The sequence below is a fragment of the Citrobacter sp. GW821-FHT07H02 genome, from assembly GCF_059418505.1.
On record NZ_JBWKPZ010000001.1, the window covers coordinates 180,131 to 199,497 of the forward strand.

A 19,367-nucleotide genomic window follows, 5' to 3' on the forward strand; every position below is an offset into this window, starting at 1 on the left:
TTGAAATATTTCCAGTGCGTTAGTGTGGCAGCATCAAAAGCGCATCTGTAGGCGAGACTACTTAATTATTGATGAGACATTTCGCAACATGCTAAGAAAAACGGCCAGGTGTCTACTCCTGCAGAAAATCTAAATTGACTCTAATGTAGTGCAGAAATTGTTGGTCGTTTTTAAGATGCAGTTTTTTCATAATGCGATGGCGAATAGATTTGGCTTGATGTTCGCTCAGCGAGAGGCGTTCTGCGCTTTCTGCTAAGGGATAGCCTTGAGCGAGAAGTTTTAATAACTGGCGTTCTAAAATAGAAAAGTGGCGAGTAGTACAGTAATGACAGATTGCCGGGGGAACACGATGACGGAGCGCGCGTTTTTGCAGAATAAGGACCATTTTGCGGGTGATCTCCTCCACATCATCTTCACGATAAATATGCGGAAGCATGTAGAGACAGGGCCTGAACATCAATTTTTCTTTTTCATTTTTGTTGCAAATAATGATCCTTTGCTGATGTCGTGTATGCACCGGAACCTGATAGCAACCTGCACTAAACCAGTCTTCATCAAGTGATACGAAGGCGATTTCCGCAGTATCCAGAAAGCCGACAGGGAGAAACTGAATTTCCTGATGCCACTGTTCAGCCAGACGGGTAATAATGATTTTCAGACCATGTTCGAAGTGACTATTTTGTTCCTTGATAGCGACACTCAGCATAGAAAACATCCAAAACAGCAGAGAGGGTAGGCCAAATATTAATTAAATTTATTAATTTTAAAATACTTTATATCCTTAAATCCCTCTTTACAGGGGCTGAGATCTTACCAGGTGATTTCCTGGAACCCTGGAAATGACAAGAAAGTAGAGACATTCGTACACTTCATCAGCAACCAGAACGAAAGCCATTGACTCGGCAGGTGCTGACCGTATAATTCACGCGTTTCACCCGCATGAAGTCACAACTTCACAATGCGCCCTTAGCTCAGTCGGATAGAGCAACGGCCTTCTAAGCCGTGGGTCGCAGGTTCGAATCCTGCAGGGCGCACCATTAAACTCAATGAATTACGTAAATCCCTTCACTAAAAGCCACATATCCAAAAAGTTTATGTAACGGCTGGTGTAAGTCAATTTTCTCAACGCCAATCAACGATAGCGTGGATTAGCCAGCATTCCCGGATAGTGTTTAGCGATCATATCGTTCATCTTCTCAATCAGTTCCGGACGTTTAAAAGTTAAGTGTGCTGTCCCCTTCTGAAAGTCACGAATGCTAAAGAACCCCTCTTCGTAAATATTTGTGGCCCATCGGCCAGAGACGATTGCCTCCGCCAGTTGGGTGATGCTGCGTCACAGCTATGACGTGATAAACCCCGGCTCCCTGCCGGGGCTGCGACGCGTTCAGGTGGCGTGATGCGTTGTCAATTTACAGAGGCCGGGCGATAGCGCATCCAGCCTCTTTTGTATTCACTAAATTTATCGATTCATGCTTAGGGATACTTTGTTTCTTGATACTTATCTTGATAAGTATTATTTTCTAACCTGCTATCAGGGGGAAGAAATATGACTGAAGATGAACTTTTTGCCCGCCGCCCGATGGGGATGCGCATGGCAATGGTGGTGCGCCAGTGGCGTGCCATTATTGATGGTGCTATCACCGGTACCGGCCTGACACAGTCAAGCTGGACGGTTCTAATGCAACTGCATCAGTTGGGGGACAACGTCTCGGTCAGTGAGCTGGCGGAAGCGCAGGGTATTGAACTGCCGCCGCTGATGCGTACCCTCACGCAACTGGAAAAACAGGGCTATCTGGTGCGTTCAACATCGCCTTATGACAAACGCATCCGTCAGCTGACGCTTACCACGCAAGGTCGCTCAAAGCTGGAAGAACTAAACCGGGTGATTGAGGCCTGTCAACATAGTGTCACCTGCACCATTCCTGAGGTAGAGCTCGCTTCGTTCAGCGCAACGTTAAATCAAATCGCCTCCAATTTGCGGACAATCCGCGAAGAAGACAATCAACTATGATGACCCCAGAACAAAAATTTGCCCGTTGGGTAAGGGTGAGTATTGCCGCTTTCCTGGTAATATTCGCCTGGTTTATCGTTGCCGATATCTGGATCCCGCTGACGCCGGACTCTACGGTGATGCGAGTGGTAACGCCTGTCTCCTCGCGCGTTTCCGGCTATGTCTCACAGGTTTATGTGCACAACAATAGCCAGGTGAAGAAGGGTGACCTGCTGTACGAGCTGGATCCAGCGCCGTTTATCAATAAGGTTGAGGCTGCGCAGATTGCTTTTGAGCAGGCGAAGCTGAGCAACCAACAGCTGGATGCGCAGCTCGCTTCTGCACGTGCCAACCTGCGCACTGCGCAATTCACCGCCCGAAATGATAAGACGACCTTTGATCGCTATCAGCGATTAAGCACCATGCAGAATGTGTCGCAGTCGGATCTCGACAAGGTGCGCACCACCTGGCAGACCAGCGAGCAGTCGGTTGCGGCACTCAATGCCAGTATCCAGAATCTGCTGATTCAGCGTGGTGAGCGCGACAACAACCGCAACGTAACGCTGCAAAAATATCGTAACGCGCTGGAAGAAGCTCAGTTGAATCTCAACTGGAGCAAAGTGCATGCGGAGACCGACGGTACGGTGAGTAACCTCCAGCTTAGCCCCGGACTTTACGCCACCGCCGCTACGCCGGTGTTAGCGCTGGTCAGCCACCAGACGGATATAGTGGCTGATTTTCGCGAGAAAAGCTTGCGCCATACCCGCGTAGATACCGATGCAGACGTGGTCTTTGACGCCATGCCGGGCAAGGTTTTCTCCGCGCGGGTGGCCAGCAGGGATGCCGGTATTCTGGCCGGCCAGGAACAGGTCAACGGCCAGCTGTCGCAGCCGGAACAGTCCACCCGCTGGGTGCGCGATGCTCAGCGTATGCGTATTCACGTAGCGCTGAACGAACCGCTCGATACACCGCTCCCGACCGGCGCGCGTGCTACTGTGCAGCTTTACAACAGCGAAGGGATGTTTGCCCGCACCTTTGCCGGGGCACAGATCCACCTGGTAAGCTGGCTTCACTATGTCTATTAATACGCTGGCCCATGCATTTACCCCGCATGGGAACATTGTCTACACCCCCAATGATTTTCGCCAGACCCTGCGCATCTCCGTTGCCGGGACGATAGCACTGAGCATCTCGACGTTCTACAACGTCCAGTACGGCGTGTTCTTTGTGGTTTATCCGCTGATGCTGCTGTCGCTGGTGCCGGTATTCAACCGCCATGTCGCAAGACAGTTTGTTTTCAGCGCAGCGGTGAACTGCGTCGAAATGGTACTAATCGTCGGCTATCTTTCACAGTGGCCGCTGATTATGACGCTGGTGGTGTTTGGACTGTATGTGATGCGTTTTCGTTTTATGAGTAAAGGACCGCTGTTTCTGCTCGGCTCGATGGGCGTGGTGTGTCAAAGCACGATGCTCAATTTTATGAGCTATCCCACCACGAACTGGCATACGCTGGTGTTCTCCAATATGGAAGCTTGCGTGATGGCGGTGGCGCTGAGCGCGCTGTTGCACTATTTGATTCCGGATGTAGAGCCGCGACAGCCACCGCCGCGTATTGAGAAAGATGCCGCCCGGGTTCGTCATGAGTCGCTGCTCTCTGGTACGGTGGCAACCATGATCTTTGTGATTTTCCAGATTTGCGATCTGAGCGATTCCCTGTCGGCGCTGATGGCGGGAATTTTGATCCTCTTTCCGATGCACTATCGCGGCGCAGTGATAAGCTCAGTCTGGCGCGTGGTCGGTGTGGTGCTGGCCTGCTTTTATATTCTGCTGGTGCAGTTGCTTATTTATGATTTCAGTAACCATATGGTGCTGATGATGCCGCTTATCGGTCTTGGGCTGGCCTTCAGTGCCCGACTGCATGTGATGGAGAAAGTCGGCGCAGGCGTTGGCTTTGCCAGCATCACCACTATCGGCATTATGTTCGGTCAGAACCTGCACCCGGATCAGGACCTGGTGTTCAGCGATCTGTACCGCATCACCTCGGTGACCGTCGCGTTAGTGGCAACATTAACGATGGTGTTTCTGGTGCACCGGATTTTGAATTGCCTTGCGGCGACACGCTTTGTGATTACCGAGTGATGAGGGGATTACCGTGCCGGATGGCGGCGCAAACGCCGCTCTGATCTCGTCTTCCGGCAAATTAATGCCGATAAATACCCGTGTGCTGTGTGGTCGTGATCTCAAAAAGTGCATGGCGCTAAAATGGGTCAATTTACATACCTGCCTCTACCCGCATCAAGTCGTACCTGTTGGTCTATGTGCGGGTACATCCCCGTTCAATAAAAACGTGCCCCATCGCCAGCAATGTCAGGGAGCGGCAAATACCGCTCCCTTGCGGTATCAGGATTTAGGGAAGATCCAGACATGTTTTTCCGGCAACGCCAGGTGGCAGTGCTGAGGATCGCGAACGTCATTACCATAAGCCCGGATGACAAAATCATCCCCGGAGGTGCGGAAAAGATATTCCCAGCGATCGCCAAGGTACATGCTGGTGAGCAGAGGCAGCTCAAGCTGATTTTCGCCAGGACCGTCGACTAACGCGACACGCTCTACACGAATCACCGCCGTACCTGGTTGACCCACTTGCACACCTTCACCCGCGTGCCCCCATAATGTCCAGCCGGACCCTTCGATACGCGCTCTGCCATCACGAAGTTCAGTGACTTTGCCGTGCAGGCGGTTATTGCTGCCCATGAATTCCGCCGTAAATAACGTTTTCGGGTTACCGTACATCTCCTGCGGCGTACCCTGTTGTTCAATCTTGCCGTTATTCAGCAGCAGGATCCGGTCAGAAATGGACATCGCTTCGTTTTGGTCGTGCGTCACCATCAGCGCGGATAAGCCCAGATTGATGATCAGTTCACGCAGGAATACGCGGGCCTCTTCCCGTAGTTTGGCATCCAGATTCGACAGCGGTTCATCGAGCAGGATGACGGGTGGGTTATAGACCAGTGCCCGGCCAATGGCGACGCGCTGCTGTTGACCACCGGAAAGTTGATGCGGATGACGTTTACCCAGATGACCGAGACCCAGTTGATCCAGGACATCCTGAACCCGTTGGGTGATCTCTTTTGCGGCAACTTTGCGAAGCTTCAACGGATATGCCACGTTCTCAAAAACGGTCTTATGGGGCCACAGCGCATAGGACTGGAATACCAGCCCAAGATTACGTTCTTCAGCCGGGATCTCGCTGCGAGGTGTGCCGTCGTAAACTTTGCTTTTGCCGATGACAATGGATCCCTGGGTGGGTTTTTCCAGCCCGGCGACCGCCCGCAGCAACGTCGTTTTACCGCTGCCTGAAGGACCGAGCAAAGAGACAACCTCGCCGCGCTTCAGGTTCATGGACACCCCTTTTAACACCGGATTGTCGCCGTAGGTTAAGTGCAGGTTTTCGACCGATAATTCAATCATGTAATTTGACTCCAAAACGAAGGGCAATACCCAGACCTACCACCACCAGCAGGATGTTAATAAAGGAGAGCGCCGCCACGATATCAATCGCGCCTGCCGCCCACAGGGAAACCAGCATTGAGCCAATGGTTTCCGTGCCTGGCGAAAGCAGGTATACACCGGTTGAATATTCACGCTCGAAGATCAGGAACATCAGTAGCCACGAGCCGATAAGACCGTAGCGCGATAATGGGATCGTCACATGACGGGTAATTTGCCCGCGTGTGGCGCCGGTGCTGCGTGCGGCCTCTTCAAGCTCTGGCCCCACTTGCAGTAGGGTTGAGGAGATCAGTCGAAGCCCGTATGCCATCCACACCACGGTATACGCCAGCCAAACGCTGAAAATGGTACTGCGAATCCCACGAAGCCAGACAATCAGGTTATCGCGCAGCCACTGCGACCACGGCATACCGGAAAGCCAGCCGGATTTCAGGGCGTTATCGAGCCACATCGGCAGGAACAGAAACACCCACAGAAATGCCAGGCCCGCGAGAAGACCGGGTACTGCGCGTGGCACCAGTACGCTGTAATCCAAAAATCGGGTGGTGCTGTCGGGTTTACGGTGCATGGCGATGCCGACAAACAGATAACAGGCAACCGCCAGCGCGCCGCCAACCACGCCGATGGACATGGAGTTCACAATGGCGCGCAGCAGGTTGGGCTGTGACCAGATAGTGCGGAAGGTGCTGAGTGAGAGTTCATCCCACAGGGATACCCCAACGCCCCAGTTGGAGATAAAGGCGCGCAGCACGACCCCCAGCAACGGAACGCCGATGGTCACGGTCAGCCAGAACGCCACGACGCCACCGGCAACCCAGCGCCATTTCCCCAGGGGTAACGCGCGCGCCTGGGAGGCTTTGCCTTTCATGGTGACAAAGCGGTTGGCGGTGCGCATCAGGCGACGCTGTAGCATGACCAACGGAACAGTAATGCAAATCAACACCACCGCCACGGCGGCCATCAGGTGATAAGACGGCGTGCCGAGTTTATTGGTCAATTGATACAAATAGGTCGCCAGCACCATATTGCCTTCCGGATCGCCCAGCACCAGCATCAGACCAAACACTTCCAGCCCGAGGAAAAACAGTAGCACGGTCGCGTACAGAATCGACGGGCGAACCATCGGCAGACTGACTGACGTCATCACCTGAAGCGGCGATGCGCCTGTAATACGCGCGGCTTCCTCAACATCGGAACCCACGCTGCGCAATGCCGAGGAGATATAAAGATAGGCGTGGGGGACATGCGTCAGACCCGCAATCACCACGATGCTCGACATGTCGTAGATATTCCACGGCACAAAGCCAATCAGCGACTGCGCCCATAAAGAGAGGAATCCCACCGGTCCGGCCGCCACCACATAACCAAATCCCAGCACCATAGGAGAAACAAAAATCGGTACCAGAATCAGCGGTTCAATGAGACGTCGACCGGGCAAATCGGTGCGTACCATCAGAAAGGCCAGCACGCCGCCGAGCGGAATAGCGATGGCCACCAGGCCGAAGGCGAGAATAAAGCCGCTTTTGAGGGCTTTATAGAAATCAGGATCGGTGAAAATGAAGCCAAAGGATTCAAGGCTCCAGGCTTTTGTCGGGGAAAAGAAGGGGGCCGACAAGAAACTCTGTATCATAATGAACGACAGTGGAATATAGATAACCAATGCCGTTATCAGTACCACCGCGCCACGCGGCAGACTTTGCCACTTTCTGTGTATTGCATTCATAGTGTATCCCTGGTTCCGAAACCCAGAATAACGACATCAGGAAAGCGAAGCGAAGCGCGCCGGGTGGGCCGCGCTTCTGTGAAGGTTGGTCTTATTTGGCGGCGGCTTCGCGCCACAATTTGATGTATTCCAGACGTTTTTTCGGCTGCAGGTATTCCAGCAGGCTTTCATCCACCGGGATCGGTTTCAGGGCCTGGCCGAGCATTTTGGTCATCCCGTTGATGTCATTATCCCCTTCGATATCGTTACGAATTGACGGGATATCAGCCTGATTCGCCAGAATACTTTGCCCTTTTTCAGACAACACATAGTCCAGCCACAGTTTGGCGGCATTGCTGTTTTGCGCCTGCTGACTGATAAAGGAAACGCGTGACAGGACCAGGGTGTAATCCTTTGGATACGAGATACCTAACGAGGGATCCGTCTTAGCACGCGCTTCAGAGTAGGAACCCAGGATATTGTAACCAATCAGGTTTTCGCCCGAGGAGACCCTTTCCATCATGGTACCGGTGGAAGACTGCACCGCTAAGCCACCTTTGGCGACCTCTGCCAGCGTTTTGAAGTAGTTCGGATCGGCTTTGGAATCCTGAACAGAGAGCATAAAGCCAACACCGGATTTCTCAACATCGTAGGTGGTCACTTTGCTTTTGAATTTGTCTGCCTGGCTGGCGACAAGTTTCGCCAGCGCAGCGTGGGAGTCGGGAACTTCATTTGCCGGGATCAGGCGTTTGTTATAGATGAAAACCACCGGCTCGTAGGTGGTGCCATACGCCTTATTATTCCAGATGGACCATTTCGGCAACTGGCTTTGCTCGGGGGAGGTGTATTCCTGCGCGTAATCGGCGGCGAGCTTCAATGCGGTATCCATCGATGAACTCCAGACCACGTCACCGCTACTGCTACCGGAAGCCTGTTCGCTGATAAAACGGTTGTACAGTTCGGTACTGTTCATATCGTTGTATTCAACTTTAATGCCGGGATAAGTGGCTTCGAAACCCTTAATCAGCGGGTCGGCGGATTTGGTATCGGTAGTGGAGTAGACCACCAATTTGCCTTCTTTGGTCGCAGCATCGACGACGTTTTGATAGTCAGCCGGGTAGCCTTGCGGTAATGCAGACATTGCAGAAGTAGAGATCAGCACAGCAGTAGCGATCAGAGAGATACGGAATGTGTTCGACATTATAATTAACCTTTTAGTTACATTTGAGGAACTAATGGTCAACATAGCGTATGTCGTCAGTCAGACAATAGGGGGGCAAGGGTTCCGTTTCTGAAGTGTGATTATGGGCATTGTTTAGACAATTAACACCATTAAAACCACGAAAAATCATCGGCAGACTGACGCGTTGTGTCGCCGTTTATTCTGTGCCAGGCGCTTTAAGATACAGCCGCCTCGGATGGCCGATGTTGCCATACAGCATTTCGACGCGGATAAACCCCACCTCCACGCAATATTCCAGGTAGCGACGGCCGGTGGTTTTGCTGATCCCCACGTTTTCCACCACCTCTTCCACCGACCAGTTGTTTTCCGGGTTGTCGGTAAAAAAGCGCTTAATGCGCTCCAGCGTATTGGATTCAATCCCTTTGGTGGACGGAGTGGGGGATACCTCGCCAGTGGGCAGGTTGAACAACCGATCCAGGGCATGCTGATCGACTACCTTCACCTGACGCATGGCGTTGACCAGCAGCATAAAACGTTCCAGTGATGCGCGCAGACGCTGGAAGAATACCGGTTTAATGAGGTAATCAAACGCGCCACTGCGCATCGCATGACTGCAGGTTTGCATGTCGCTTGCCGCGGTAATGAAAATCACTGAACACTCAAAACTTTTCAGCAATGGGCTGTCGATGAGTTCGACGCCCTGACCATCCGGCAAATAGTTATCCAACAGGACCAGACGCGGCCGATGTCGGCTAATCAAAGTGCGGGCCTCTTCGAGAGTGGTGGCGATACCCACAACGCGTAAATGAAAATGCTGTTCGATATACTCGCGATGGAGTTCGGCGAGATGGGGTTCGTCCTCAACAATGACGACATCAAGCGCCCGCGAATTTGTCATGCTTTAGCCCTGTCGAACTGGAATGTGTGTAGGGAATAAACACCGAAAAAATAGTGCCTTGCGGTATGTTGTTGGTGATTTCGATGCTGCCGCCCGCCTTATTAATATAGCCTGCCGCCAGATACAGGCCGATACCGTGTTCTGATCCTATGATGTCATCGTCGTTTGCGGGTTTACTGCTGAACCCCTGCCTGAAGAGATGGGGTTTTGCCGCATCATCCACGCCGCAGCCCCTGTCGGCGACCTCGATCAGCAGTTCCTGATTTCTGTCCGAAATATACAGCTCCACGGGTGCGGCGGGATTGGCGGCTTTTAGCGTAGCATCGACGGCATTGTCCAGCAGGTTGCCAATGACAGACATCAGTTCTGTTTCACTGAGCATGGCCGGAGGGCGGGTCAACTGGCAGGCGGGGTCAAACTGGAGTTCGATGCCTTTCTCCCGCGCGCTGACGTATTTTCCCAACAGCAGTCCGCACAGCGCCGGAGACGCGAAATGGGCCGAGACAAAATCCAGCACTTTCTGCGCTCCTTCTGACTGCGCCTGAATATAGCGAATAGCTTCGTCATAATGTTGCATCTGCAACAGGCCTACCAGCGTCGCGGTCCAGTTCAGCTGTTCATGGCGCATGATGCGCAAGTTGTCGGCGTAGCGTTTTACCTGGCTTAACTGACTGCTGAGGGTGTTAATGTCGTTTTTATCGCGGAAACTAAATACCCAGCCGCTTTCAATGCCGGGTTCCAGTTCAATGGCGACGCGATTGACGATCACCTGGCGCTGATTGAGCACGGCAATGTGGTCGTGGCGGTCGCTGCTTTTTGAGGCTGGAGGCTGAGAAAAAAAGTCCGGAGAGGTCTGTAATACATTCTCCAGCGGTTTACCGATGAGCTCTTTTTCCGACTGGTGAATATCCAGTAATTCTCTGGCGGCACGGTTGATTAATATCAGCTGCCGTTCGCCGTTAACCGCAAATACGCCTTCATACATAGCTTCAAGCAACGCTTTTTGTTGGCGGACCAACAGGGCAATGTCTTTGGGCTCGAGCCGGAACATCTGTTTTTTGAGATTGCGGGTAAACATCCAGGAAAAGAGAAACAACAGAAGCAAAAGGGCGATGCCATATAATCCCGCCTGCCAGAGAATGCGGGCATTAATATTAGCGATATATGACGTGAGATAGCCTACCGAGACGATACCGATGACCTGATGATCGGCATTGAAGACCGGGGATTTGCTGCGCAATGAAACGCCTATCCCACCTTTACGCACCGAAATAATGGTTTTCCCCTGTAAAACTTCCGCATTATCCCCACCGATCATGGGTAAATTAAGACGCTCCGGGGACTCTGAATGGTAGAGATGCTGTTCGTTGACGTCGCCAATGACAATATAACTGGCGTCGCTTTGCGCGCGCAGCGGCTGAATTAAGCGGGCAATGCCGGCGATATCCCGGGCGGCGATTTTTTCTGCAAGCCCCGGCATTAGCGCAATTTCGCTGGCCTGAACGCGCGCTCGCTGCCCGAGATCGTGGTGCAGTTGCCGGTCAATAAAATGAAACAGGATCGCGCCCAGCAGAATTAATAACAGGCAGGAAAAGGCCACCAGAGACAAAAAAAGTTTCACCTGAAAAGGGAGTCTGCGTTTCATACGACCTGCGGCAGGAATACAAAAAAGAGACATCCGCGGAGCCTACCATGCTCCAATGCAGGGCGTAATCAGGCGAAAGCAGAGTTGTGAGCTGGCTAGACTCTCTGAGCCATTACAGGGTGATGCGCAATGATGCTATTTTCTATTGTCCACATCTATGACGTGCTAAATAAATTAGAGAGCAATGGATATCCCGGTAAATACGGTATTGCAGCAGGGCACGATTAGCGGTGAAAGTCAGCCCAGGATAGTTTGTAGTTGATTCAATAATCACGGTATATAAAAAATATTTACGCACGGCAATCATCATGTTTCATAGTTGCTTTTAAGCCTTCTGACGGTATAGTGCTTATTCTGCCTTGGCGAGAATAACTGCCTGACAGAATTGATTTTTTTACTGATTGAACAGAATAAGGCGACGGTTGGTTTAATGGAAAAAACACACTCAGACTCGCCGGTCACAATGTGTAAAATTGTTGCGACAGGGATTGCCTTACCGTCGACGTGCGTCACGTCTGCCGAACTGGATAGCCGACTCGGCAAAGCGGCGGGTTATGTGGAAAAACGTTGTGGGATTGTCCACCGTTATCACGCCGCGCATCATGACAGCCAGGCAGGGCTGGCGGCAGAGGCGCTACATCAGGCGCTAAAAGCAGGTAGCCTTGCACCTTCCTCTATTGATCTGTTGATTTGCGCCTCTGCGGTGGCTGTTCAGGCGCTGCCGTGCAGTGCTATTCATATTCTGAAAGCGGCGGGTATGCCGCCCGGTGTAGCGGGATTTGATATTAATAGCAGCTGCGTCAGCTTTATTTCGGCGCTGGAAGTGGCCGCCGGATTACTGAACAGCGGTGCTTACCGACGGGTAGCGATTGTCTCTGCGGATCTGGCCTCGCGCGGTATCGACTGGAATCACGAAGAATCCTCACTCATTTTTGGTGATGGCGCGGCATGCGCGATTGTCGAACGCGGCAACGGGCGCAGCGGTATTGTCGCCAGCCTGATTGAAATGTATCCCGACGGCAGCGAGTTTTGCGAAATCCGTGCGGGTGGCACCCGGTGTAATCCGCGCGTCGGTATGACTGAAAGCGATTTTCTCTTTCAAATGCAGGGCAAGCCGTTGTTTCGTTATGCCTCCTCGCTGATTGAGGGCTATTTCGCCCGGCTGCTGCAAAAAAGCGGGCTGACACTGGCGGATATAGCCACCGTGGTGCCCCACCAGGCGAGCCACCTTTCCCTCGAACATATGCGCAAACGCCTGCATGTGCCCGCTACAGCGCTGGTGGATATTTATCGTTACTATGGCAATCAGGTTGCCGCCTCAATCCCAACAGCGCTGCATGAAGCCGTTAACAGCGGTCGGTTTACGCCGGGTAATCCAGTGATGCTGATTGGCACTGCCGCGGGTCTTACGCTGGCTGGTATGGTTATACTGCCATGAAAATACTGGTGACTGGCGCAACCAGCGGCCTCGGGCGCAATGCGGCGCAATATTTGCTGGAAAACGGTCATCATGTCGTGGCGACAGGACGTAACCGGGAGGTGGGGAAACAGCTGGCACAAGCGGGTGCGCATTTTACTCCGCTGGATCTGACGCAGGCGCATCAGAATGACTGCATCCGGTTGATGGCGGACTGCGACGCGGTGTGGCACTGTGCTGCTAAATCGTCACCGTGGGGGAAACAGTCCGAATTTTTCATGGCGAACGTTCACGCTTCGCGCATGTTGGCACAGGCCGCCGGGCACGCTCAGACACCGCGTTTTATCCATATTTCGACCCCCGCAGTCTACTTTGATTTTCAGCATCATCACAATCTTACGGAAAGCTACCGCGCGCGATCTTTTTCCAGCCATTATGCCCACAGCAAATGGCTGGCGGAGCAGGAGATTAGCGCCGCCGTAACGCGTTTCCCTGCAACCACCTTTGTACGGCTGCGCCCACGTGGTCTGTTTGGCCCGCACGATAACGTCATCATCCCGCGCTTATTGCAGCAACTGCAGCGTGATGGCGGGGTGCTGCGTTTGCCGCGCGGCGGTGAGACGTTGCTGGATTTAACCTTTGTTCAAAACGTGGTGTATGCCATGGAACTGGCGACGCGCAAACCGGCGCTGCGTTCCGGCGGTGTGTATAACGTGACGAATCATCAGCCGCAGCGGCTTAACGCGATGCTGGACGCGCTACTGCATCAGCAACTGCAGCTGAATTATCAGATCAAAACCGTGCCCTGGCCGTTGCTGTCGCTGGTGGCGCGTGGCATGGAACTGGTCGGGAAATGTCTCGACAGGGAACCGCCGGTCACCCGCTATAGTGCGGGAACCCTTAGTTTTGATATGACGCTGAGCGCGGAAAACGCAATGAATGAGCTGGGATACCGGCCCCGATTTTCAATGGAAGAAGGGGTAGCCCTAACCGGTGAGTGGCTAAGGACACATGGCAAAAATCAGCGAATTTGAAATAGGGTACTGTACACACATCGGTTGTATGGCGGTGAAAGGCGCCGGATTTCGGGTGTGTAAATTTCCTGCACGAGTCTGGCTGCTGGAAGTCGGCGATCGCCGCTGGCTATGGGATACGGGCTATTCGTCCTGGTTTGATCGCTACACTCGCACCGGTATTTTTCGTGTCTACCGCCACCTTACCCCGGTCTATTTCGACGAGAAACTGTCGTTAGTCAATCAACTGGATGCGCTCGGGCTGGCTGGCAACGATATCGACGGCATTATTCTTTCGCACTTTCATGCCGATCATATTGCCGGGCTGCGTGATTTCCCGGATGTTGCCTGTGTCTGTTCCGGTGAGGGATGGCACCATGTACGCCCGTTACGGGGTCTGGCGGCGTTACGCGAAGCGTTTATTCCGGGGTTGATCCCCCCTGACTTTGAAACGTCATTACGCTTTATCGAAAGCTTCGACACCCTGACGCTCCCCGCAGCGTTGGCGCCGTTTGAACGGGGTTACTTGCTGCCCGATAGCGATGGGCAAATCATATTAGTCGATCTCCCCGGGCATGCGGTGGGCCACATCGGCGCGTTTGTGTTGACGGATGAGGGCTGGACATTGCTGGCAGGCGATGCCGCATGGGCACCCGCTAACTATCAGGAACTTCGCGGCCCGTCGCGACTGGCCAGGCTGGTGCTGGCCGATTCTGCCGTTTACGGGCGCACCCTCGAGAAAATGAACCAGTTGTGGCGTGCAGGCGCTGTAACCATTCGTCTGTGTCACGAGGGGGATCTGTGATCCCGCTGATGACGCTGTGGCGATATTTTCGTTTTCGCCAGCTACGCTTTACCCGACGCGAACAGCTGGAGGCGTGGCAGGAAAAAAAACTGCGTGCATTTCGGCGTCGGGTGCTGAAAAACAGTCCGTGGTTCCGGCGCTGGCTCTCGCTGCCGTTTGAGCAATGGCCGCTGATGGATAAAGCGCTAATGATGACGCACTTTGACGAGATGAATACGGCCGGTTTGCGCCAGCAGGCGTTGATGGACTGTGCGCTGAGCAGTGAGCGCAGCCGCGATTTTACGCCGAAGGTGGGCCGATTCAGCGTCGGGTTATCGTCAGGCAGTTCCGGCAGGCGCGGCTTGTTTGTCGTCAGCCCGCAGGAGCAACAAATTTGGGCGGCGGGCATGCTGGCGAAAGTGCTGCCAGACGGCCTGTTTGCCGGAGAGCGCGTCGCGCTATTTCTGCGTGCAGACAACCATCTCTATCATAGCGTCAACAACCGTTGGTTAAGCCTGATGTTCTACGATCTGTTTGCGCCGTTTCGCCAGCAGTGGTCACAGCTAGAGCAGCAATCGCCGACGTTGCTTGTCGCGCCCGCCCAGGTGTTGCGTGCGCTGGCGCTGGCGGTGATGGCGGGGGAATTGTCGCTGAACGTCAAAAAGGTTATTTCCGTGGCGGAAGTGCTGGAAGCGCAAGATCGTGAGCTGTTGCAGCAAGTGTTTGGCGACGTAGGGGAAATCTATCAGGCCACTGAAGGTTTTCTGGCTACAACCTGTCGCTGTGGCACGCTGCATCTGAATGAAGAGTTTATGTATATCGAGCCTGAATGGCTTGATGAGCGGCGTTTTGTACCGATTATTACCGACTTTACCCGCACCACGCAGCCGATTGTCCGTTACCGACTGGATGATGTATTGGTTGCCAGCGATACGCCTTGCGCGTGCGGCAGCGTGACGCGGACTCTTGAACGGATTGAAGGGCGGCAGGATGACCAACTCTTAATGCCGGGTGACGGTGGCGGCGCGCATACGGTGTTTGCCGACCCGTGCAGCCGTGTGCTGGCGCAGGTGTTACCGTTGACGGCGGATTATCGGCTGGTGCAAACCGCAGCCGATCATCTCCGGTTGATGGCCGATTGCGACCTGCCACGTCTGGAACAGTGCCGTCGTGCGCTGGAGCAACTGTTTGTCCGTCAGGGCATCGACACTTCACGTCTGAGCTGGTCGTTAATATCGCAAACACCCCCGACGCAATTTGACAGTAAACGTCGACGAATTATTTGCCAGTGGAGACGGGAATGAGACTGACTGCACGGTGTTTGCCCGGTTGTCGTGAAGCGCGGTTGCGCACGTCAGGAGTGTGAGGGTGAAGATATTGCTGACCGGCGCATCGGGGTTTATTGGCAGCACGTTTCTGCGCCGCTTTGCTGACCGTGCCGATCTTGAACTCTGTGGTGTTGGACGGCGAGCGGTAAACGATTTCCCGCCCACCGTGCGTTATCACGCGTTGCCGTTGGAGAGGCTTGCAGAACTCAACGTTATGCCGGATGTGGTTATCCACGCCGCAGGCAGAACCTCGCCCTGGGGAACGCCACAGGACTATGAACGCGATAATGTTGAAACGACCCGGCAGGTGATCGACTTTTGCATTCAGCGCGGTTTTCCCCGCTTGATACTGCTGTCGAGTTCAGCGGTCTATTCGCGCTTTGCCCATCAATTCAACGTGCGTGAAAACGCGGAAATCGGGCCGCAGTTCACCAGTGAGTATGGCCGCAGTAAGTATCAGGCTGAAGCGTTAGTGAAGGCCTACCGTGGTGAGAAAACAATTTTTCGCCCCTGCGCGGTGTTCGGTGCGGGCGATCGATTGCTGTTCCCGCCATTGCTGAGCGCGGCCAAAAAAGGGCAGCTTGTCAGGCTGCGAAACGATGTCACGCCAGCGCAGGCCGATATTATGCCGGTGGGGATGCTGTGTGATTATCTGCTGCGGGCGGCTCGCCACCCGCAGTTGAGAAGCTGCTATAACATTTCGGCGGGACAACCCGTTGAGACGGCTGCCTTTTTGGATGATGTGTTGCGACAACTGGATCTGCCGTTGCCGGTAAAAACAGTACGTCCTGACACCGCGTTGCGCGTTGCGGGGGCGCTGGAGTGGCTATGGCGCTGGCTTCCTCTGGCGGGTGAACCGCCGATCACCCGTTTTGGCGTCGGGGTGTTTAGTTATGCCGCTACGCTGGATATCACCGCAATGCGCGAAGACTTTGGCGCGCCAGACGGCACTCTTTCGCAAAGTGTGCAGGATTTTTTACAACATTATCGGACGGTGAACGCATGCTGCTGATTGCTCTCCTCTGGCTGCTTATCCTGCTCTTTAAGCTCTTTTTTGCGCTCAGGATATTACGTACAGCAGATCGTGGTTGTCATGGCGAACGGGAAGAGGTGACGGTGATACAACCGATCCTCAGCGGCGATCCGGCGCTGGAAAGCGTCCTGGCGTCAACCGTTGAGCAGTTAAGCGGCACGGCATTTTTCTGGCTTATCGATGATGACGATGCAGAAGCCGCGCGGGTGACGCATCGTTTGCAACAGCGCTATCCACAGCAGCATATTACGGTTTTCTCCTTTCCTCAGGCGCCGGAAGGTGTTAATCCCAAGCTGTTTAAGCTGGAGCAGGCGAGGGCGCAGGTCGCCCGCGACGTTATTCTGGTGCTGGACGATGATGCGGTATTGAGCGCGGCGTCATTGCGCCGCATGCTGGGCGAGCTGACGGATAATACTTTGGTGACTGCGCTTCCCTGGTATCGCGCGGCGGACAACCTGCCTTCTCGTATGCTGGCGCAGTTTGTAAACGATAATTCTGCACTGACCTATTTGCCGCTGTTAACGTTCGCACCGCCGCTGACGCTGAATGGGATGTGTTATGCCATCCGCGGTGAAACGCTGGAGCGCGCTGGCGGCTTTGCGCCAGTGTTGCGTCACCTGACGGACGATCTGGCGATGGCGACGCTGTTAACGCGTCATGGTGTACGCATTGTGCAGTCGACTGCGGCGGTGCGTGTGCAGACCAGCGTGGCCGACGGTACACGCTATTTCCGCCAGATGCATCGCTGGTTCCTGTTTGCCACGCTGCTGATGCGTGAAAAAAGCGCGGCAGTTAATCTGTCGATTTTTCTGCTGCAGGGACTGCACCCGCTGCTGCTTTGGGCGTTGCTGGTTCTGGCGTTCGGCAGCGCGGCACACGGCGCTCTGCTGGTGGGAATCGTTGTGATACGCCATCTGGCGCTGCGTGGTGTCCAGCGCGCCGTCGCACCGGAAATTCCCGCGCATCCGTTGTTGTCATTGTTGTCCGAATTACTCCAGCCTTTCCATCTGCTGCATGCGCTGGTTAATCGCACCATTTACTGGCGTTCGCGTCGCTACCGTATTTTCAGCAACGATTGTTTTACGTCGCTATGAAAAAACCTGATCTGCAGATTGCATTTATTACCGGCCGTAGCCGTCCGGATAACGCGTCGCTCAGTCCTTTGCAGTCGGCATTTATACAGCGGGTTGTCGGCCATCATCAGCCGGTTGCGGTGAATTTTCCGTGGAGTGCTCAACCCGAGCCGTGGCTGGCAACCGGCCTGCTGCGCGCCAGCGTCAATAATGCACGGGAATATCTTGGTGCGCGACAAGCTGGCTTTGCCCTGCGCTACCAGCAACAGGCGCTGGAGATGCTGGCGTCAGCAAACCATACGGTACTGCTCTGTGGCAGTTGTGGACTGGAGTTGTTTAATCAGTTGCGCTTACCGCCTGAGTGGCTGGCGCGTATCAGTGTTTTTGCCTTTGGTCCGGTTGCCCGTCGCCGACCGGACTGCCGCCATTTGCTGGTACAAGGAGAGCAGGACTGGATTTCGCGCTGCTGGTTTCGACACGCGGACAGACGCATTGCCTGCGGTCATATGAATTATCTTGAACAGCCGCAACTGGCGGCGCTGTGTCGCCAGTTTATTGATGAACCAGGCAGACAGGGAGCGTAGATGCAGCGTTTATTCGATCTGATTCCTGCGGGGGTTACCCGTATTGATTTGCTGGCGCCGCCGTTTTCCGGCCATCTACATCCCGTGCTGGCGATGGGGCGCGTGCTGTCGGAACGTTATCAGGTACGCATTATCAGCACCCGAGGTGTTGCGTCTTCTGTCGCGGCGGCGGGGCTGATGGGGCTGTCGCTGCCTGGCGATTACGATACGCCGCTGTTGTCGGTCGTGAATCCGAAATATGCGGTAGGCTCCCATCCGCTGCGGTTGTATCGGCAGTTTCGCCGGGTTGTGGGGTTATTGAAAAGCTTCGGCGATGAACTGGAACAGTTGTGGCTGCGTGAAGGTGCGCCCGATCTGGCGATCGCTGATTTTACACTGCCGATTGTCGGTGAAGTTTGTCGCCGGCGTGACGTTCTGTGGTGGAGCAGTTTGCCGTCACCCTGCGTGCTTGACACTCCCGATGGCGCGCCTGCGTACTGCGGCGGGTTAATGCCTGCGCAGAACGGGTATCAGCGTTTGTGGCACGCCTTGCAACGAAAAAAAGTGCGGCTGTTTAAACACGCCGTATTCTGGCTGTTTCGCGACGTTATTCGCCAGACAGGTATCGAAAGCCTGTATCGGCAGGATGGCAGCGAAAGCGCTTACTCGCCGCTGCGCATTCTGGCGCTCAGCGAAGAAACATTCGAATTCCCGCGCAGCTGGCCTGCAGCTGTCAGTTTTATCGGCCCGGCACTCTACACGCCGCCAACCCAGTGCGTGGCACCGCCATTCGAAGCCAATAAGCGCCACGTACTGGTGACGCTCGGTACACATCTGGACTGGCATAAAGATGCGGTGATGAACGCGGTTATTGCGCTGGCGAGCACCCTGCCGGACTGGGTATTCCATTTCACCGATGGGCATCAGACCGTTGCGGGACAGCAGCAACAGGACAATGTTTACCGCCTGTCCTGGGTGAATTATGACAACTGGCTGACGCGCTATGATGCGGTCATTCACCACGGTGGTGCCGGGATTATGTGGCATTGCCTGGAGAAGAATATTCCGGCGCTGGTGTATCCGGTGGATTATGACCAGTTTGATCATGCAGCACGGCTAGACTGGAGCGGGAAAGGGATCTGGATTAAGGACGGATTAAAAGGACTGGAAACGGCGGGACCGTTATTAATGGCGCTGGTTTATGCGGATGTTTCAGACCCGCAATAAT

17 protein-coding genes, 1 tRNA gene and 1 pseudogene are annotated in these 19,367 nt (G+C 54.1%); 12 read left to right on the top strand and 7 right to left on the bottom strand.

Annotated elements, in window-relative coordinates:
- Nucleotides 1-112: 112 nt before the first annotated feature.
- Nucleotides 113-706, bottom strand: a complete 594-nt coding sequence (gene fimW / locus AC07NP_RS00845) for a fimbria biosynthesis transcriptional regulator FimW (protein WP_494659548.1) — start codon at nucleotides 704-706, stop codon at nucleotides 113-115.
- 254 nt (nucleotides 707-960) lie between these two features.
- Here fimW and AC07NP_RS00850 point away from each other — a divergent pair.
- Nucleotides 961-1,037, top strand: a tRNA-Arg gene (locus AC07NP_RS00850).
- A 95-nt stretch (nucleotides 1,038-1,132) separates the two neighbouring features.
- Here the strand turns inward: AC07NP_RS00850 and AC07NP_RS00855 are convergent.
- A pseudogene (locus AC07NP_RS00855) lies at nucleotides 1,133-1,282 on the bottom strand (DUF4942 domain-containing protein); the annotation flags it as partial.
- Nucleotides 1,283-1,546: 264 nt separating this feature from the next.
- Between AC07NP_RS00855 and AC07NP_RS00860 the strand changes: the two are divergent.
- From AC07NP_RS00860 to AC07NP_RS00870, 3 genes are read left to right on the top strand one after another with little or no spacing between them, the layout of a single operon-like run.
- Nucleotides 1,547-2,011: a MarR family transcriptional regulator gene (locus tag AC07NP_RS00860; RefSeq protein ID WP_494659287.1), complete on the top strand. Its 465-nt coding sequence runs from the start codon at nucleotides 1,547-1,549 to the stop codon at nucleotides 2,009-2,011.
- Complete coding sequence (locus AC07NP_RS00865) at nucleotides 2,008-3,075, top strand: HlyD family secretion protein (RefSeq protein WP_276292508.1); 1,068 nt, start codon at nucleotides 2,008-2,010, stop codon at nucleotides 3,073-3,075. Before AC07NP_RS00860 ends, AC07NP_RS00865 begins: the two co-directional genes overlap by 4 nt.
- Nucleotides 3,065-4,129, top strand: a complete 1,065-nt coding sequence (locus tag AC07NP_RS00870; protein ID WP_276292507.1) for a DUF2955 domain-containing protein — start codon at nucleotides 3,065-3,067, stop codon at nucleotides 4,127-4,129. Before AC07NP_RS00865 ends, AC07NP_RS00870 begins: the two co-directional genes overlap by 11 nt.
- Nucleotides 4,130-4,390: 261 nt before the next feature.
- Here AC07NP_RS00870 and AC07NP_RS00875 read toward each other — a convergent pair whose 3' ends face one another.
- The 5 genes from AC07NP_RS00875 to AC07NP_RS00895 all read right to left on the bottom strand — a co-directional run bounded on the left by AC07NP_RS00875 (nucleotide 4,391) and on the right by AC07NP_RS00895 (nucleotide 10,928).
- On the bottom strand, nucleotides 4,391-5,461 hold the full coding sequence (locus AC07NP_RS00875) for an ABC transporter ATP-binding protein (RefSeq protein ID WP_301696588.1): 1,071 nt from the start codon (nucleotides 5,459-5,461) through the stop codon (nucleotides 4,391-4,393).
- Nucleotides 5,454-7,223, bottom strand: coding sequence for an ABC transporter permease (locus AC07NP_RS00880; RefSeq protein ID WP_494659288.1), 1,770 nt, complete (start codon nucleotides 7,221-7,223; stop codon nucleotides 5,454-5,456). The genes AC07NP_RS00875 and AC07NP_RS00880 overlap by 8 nt, the downstream gene beginning before the upstream one ends.
- Nucleotides 7,224-7,314: 91 nt before the next feature.
- Nucleotides 7,315-8,403, bottom strand: a complete 1,089-nt coding sequence (locus tag AC07NP_RS00885) for an ABC transporter substrate-binding protein (RefSeq protein WP_494659289.1) — start codon at nucleotides 8,401-8,403, stop codon at nucleotides 7,315-7,317.
- A 178-nt stretch (nucleotides 8,404-8,581) separates the two neighbouring features.
- Nucleotides 8,582-9,283: a response regulator gene (locus AC07NP_RS00890; protein WP_494659290.1), complete on the bottom strand. Its 702-nt coding sequence runs from the start codon at nucleotides 9,281-9,283 to the stop codon at nucleotides 8,582-8,584.
- The gene (locus tag AC07NP_RS00895; RefSeq protein ID WP_494659291.1) at nucleotides 9,261-10,928 is read right to left on the bottom strand and encodes an ATP-binding protein; all 1,668 of its coding nucleotides are present in this window, start codon (nucleotides 10,926-10,928) and stop codon (nucleotides 9,261-9,263) included. Before AC07NP_RS00895 ends, AC07NP_RS00890 begins: the two co-directional genes overlap by 23 nt.
- A 430-nt stretch (nucleotides 10,929-11,358) precedes the next feature.
- Here AC07NP_RS00895 and AC07NP_RS00900 point away from each other — a divergent pair, with 430 nt between their 5' ends.
- From AC07NP_RS00900 to AC07NP_RS00935, 8 genes are all read left to right on the top strand, one after another.
- On the top strand, nucleotides 11,359-12,366 hold the full coding sequence (locus tag AC07NP_RS00900) for a 3-oxoacyl-[acyl-carrier-protein] synthase III C-terminal domain-containing protein (protein ID WP_494659292.1): 1,008 nt from the start codon (nucleotides 11,359-11,361) through the stop codon (nucleotides 12,364-12,366).
- On the top strand, nucleotides 12,363-13,379 hold the full coding sequence (locus tag AC07NP_RS00905; RefSeq protein WP_494659293.1) for an NAD-dependent epimerase/dehydratase family protein: 1,017 nt from the start codon (nucleotides 12,363-12,365) through the stop codon (nucleotides 13,377-13,379). The genes AC07NP_RS00900 and AC07NP_RS00905 overlap by 4 nt, the downstream gene beginning before the upstream one ends.
- A complete protein-coding gene (locus tag AC07NP_RS00910; RefSeq protein ID WP_494659294.1) occupies nucleotides 13,357-14,163 on the top strand; it encodes an MBL fold metallo-hydrolase in 807 nt (268 codons plus the stop codon). The genes AC07NP_RS00905 and AC07NP_RS00910 overlap by 23 nt, the downstream gene beginning before the upstream one ends.
- On the top strand, nucleotides 14,160-15,446 hold the full coding sequence (locus AC07NP_RS00915; protein WP_494659295.1) for a F390 synthetase-related protein: 1,287 nt from the start codon (nucleotides 14,160-14,162) through the stop codon (nucleotides 15,444-15,446). Before AC07NP_RS00910 ends, AC07NP_RS00915 begins: the two co-directional genes overlap by 4 nt.
- A gap of 64 nt (nucleotides 15,447-15,510) precedes the next feature.
- A complete protein-coding gene (locus AC07NP_RS00920) occupies nucleotides 15,511-16,482 on the top strand; it encodes an NAD-dependent epimerase/dehydratase family protein (protein WP_494659296.1) in 972 nt (323 codons plus the stop codon).
- Nucleotides 16,473-17,597: a glycosyltransferase gene (locus AC07NP_RS00925; protein WP_494659297.1), complete on the top strand. Its 1,125-nt coding sequence runs from the start codon at nucleotides 16,473-16,475 to the stop codon at nucleotides 17,595-17,597. Before AC07NP_RS00920 ends, AC07NP_RS00925 begins: the two co-directional genes overlap by 10 nt.
- The gene (locus AC07NP_RS00930; RefSeq protein ID WP_494659298.1) at nucleotides 17,594-18,160 is read left to right on the top strand and encodes a hypothetical protein; all 567 of its coding nucleotides are present in this window, start codon (nucleotides 17,594-17,596) and stop codon (nucleotides 18,158-18,160) included. The genes AC07NP_RS00925 and AC07NP_RS00930 overlap by 4 nt, the downstream gene beginning before the upstream one ends.
- Nucleotides 18,161-19,366 carry a glycosyltransferase family protein gene (locus AC07NP_RS00935; RefSeq protein WP_494659299.1) on the top strand — a complete coding sequence of 402 codons (1,206 nt, stop codon included), beginning with the start codon at nucleotides 18,161-18,163 and terminating at the stop codon, nucleotides 19,364-19,366.
- The last annotated feature ends 1 nt before the right edge of the window (nucleotide 19,367 follow it).

What these genes read in the sequence shown, in the direction of transcription:
- AC07NP_RS00930 (WP_494659298.1), top strand. Translation starts at nt 17,594, where the DNA reads ATGAAAAAACCTGATCTGCAGATTGCATTTATTACCGGCCGTAGCCGT.
- AC07NP_RS00875 (WP_301696588.1), bottom strand. Translation starts at nt 5,461, where the DNA reads ATGATTGAATTATCGGTCGAAAACCTGCACTTAACCTACGGCGACAAT.
- AC07NP_RS00870 (WP_276292507.1), top strand. Translation starts at nt 3,065, where the DNA reads ATGTCTATTAATACGCTGGCCCATGCATTTACCCCGCATGGGAACATT.
- AC07NP_RS00885 (WP_494659289.1), bottom strand. Translation starts at nt 8,403, where the DNA reads ATGTCGAACACATTCCGTATCTCTCTGATCGCTACTGCTGTGCTGATC.
- AC07NP_RS00910 (WP_494659294.1), top strand. Translation starts at nt 13,357, where the DNA reads ATGGCAAAAATCAGCGAATTTGAAATAGGGTACTGTACACACATCGGT.
- AC07NP_RS00900 (WP_494659292.1), top strand. Translation starts at nt 11,359, where the DNA reads ATGGAAAAAACACACTCAGACTCGCCGGTCACAATGTGTAAAATTGTT.
- AC07NP_RS00865 (WP_276292508.1), top strand. Translation starts at nt 2,008, where the DNA reads ATGATGACCCCAGAACAAAAATTTGCCCGTTGGGTAAGGGTGAGTATT.
- fimW (WP_494659548.1), bottom strand. Translation starts at nt 706, where the DNA reads ATGCTGAGTGTCGCTATCAAGGAACAAAATAGTCACTTCGAACATGGT.
- AC07NP_RS00925 (WP_494659297.1), top strand. Translation starts at nt 16,473, where the DNA reads ATGCTGCTGATTGCTCTCCTCTGGCTGCTTATCCTGCTCTTTAAGCTC.
- AC07NP_RS00880 (WP_494659288.1), bottom strand. Translation starts at nt 7,223, where the DNA reads ATGAATGCAATACACAGAAAGTGGCAAAGTCTGCCGCGTGGCGCGGTG.
- AC07NP_RS00860 (WP_494659287.1), top strand. Translation starts at nt 1,547, where the DNA reads ATGACTGAAGATGAACTTTTTGCCCGCCGCCCGATGGGGATGCGCATG.
- AC07NP_RS00895 (WP_494659291.1), bottom strand. Translation starts at nt 10,928, where the DNA reads ATGAAACGCAGACTCCCTTTTCAGGTGAAACTTTTTTTGTCTCTGGTG.
- AC07NP_RS00890 (WP_494659290.1), bottom strand. Translation starts at nt 9,283, where the DNA reads ATGACAAATTCGCGGGCGCTTGATGTCGTCATTGTTGAGGACGAACCC.
- AC07NP_RS00935 (WP_494659299.1), top strand. Translation starts at nt 18,161, where the DNA reads ATGCAGCGTTTATTCGATCTGATTCCTGCGGGGGTTACCCGTATTGAT.
- AC07NP_RS00905 (WP_494659293.1), top strand. Translation starts at nt 12,363, where the DNA reads ATGAAAATACTGGTGACTGGCGCAACCAGCGGCCTCGGGCGCAATGCG.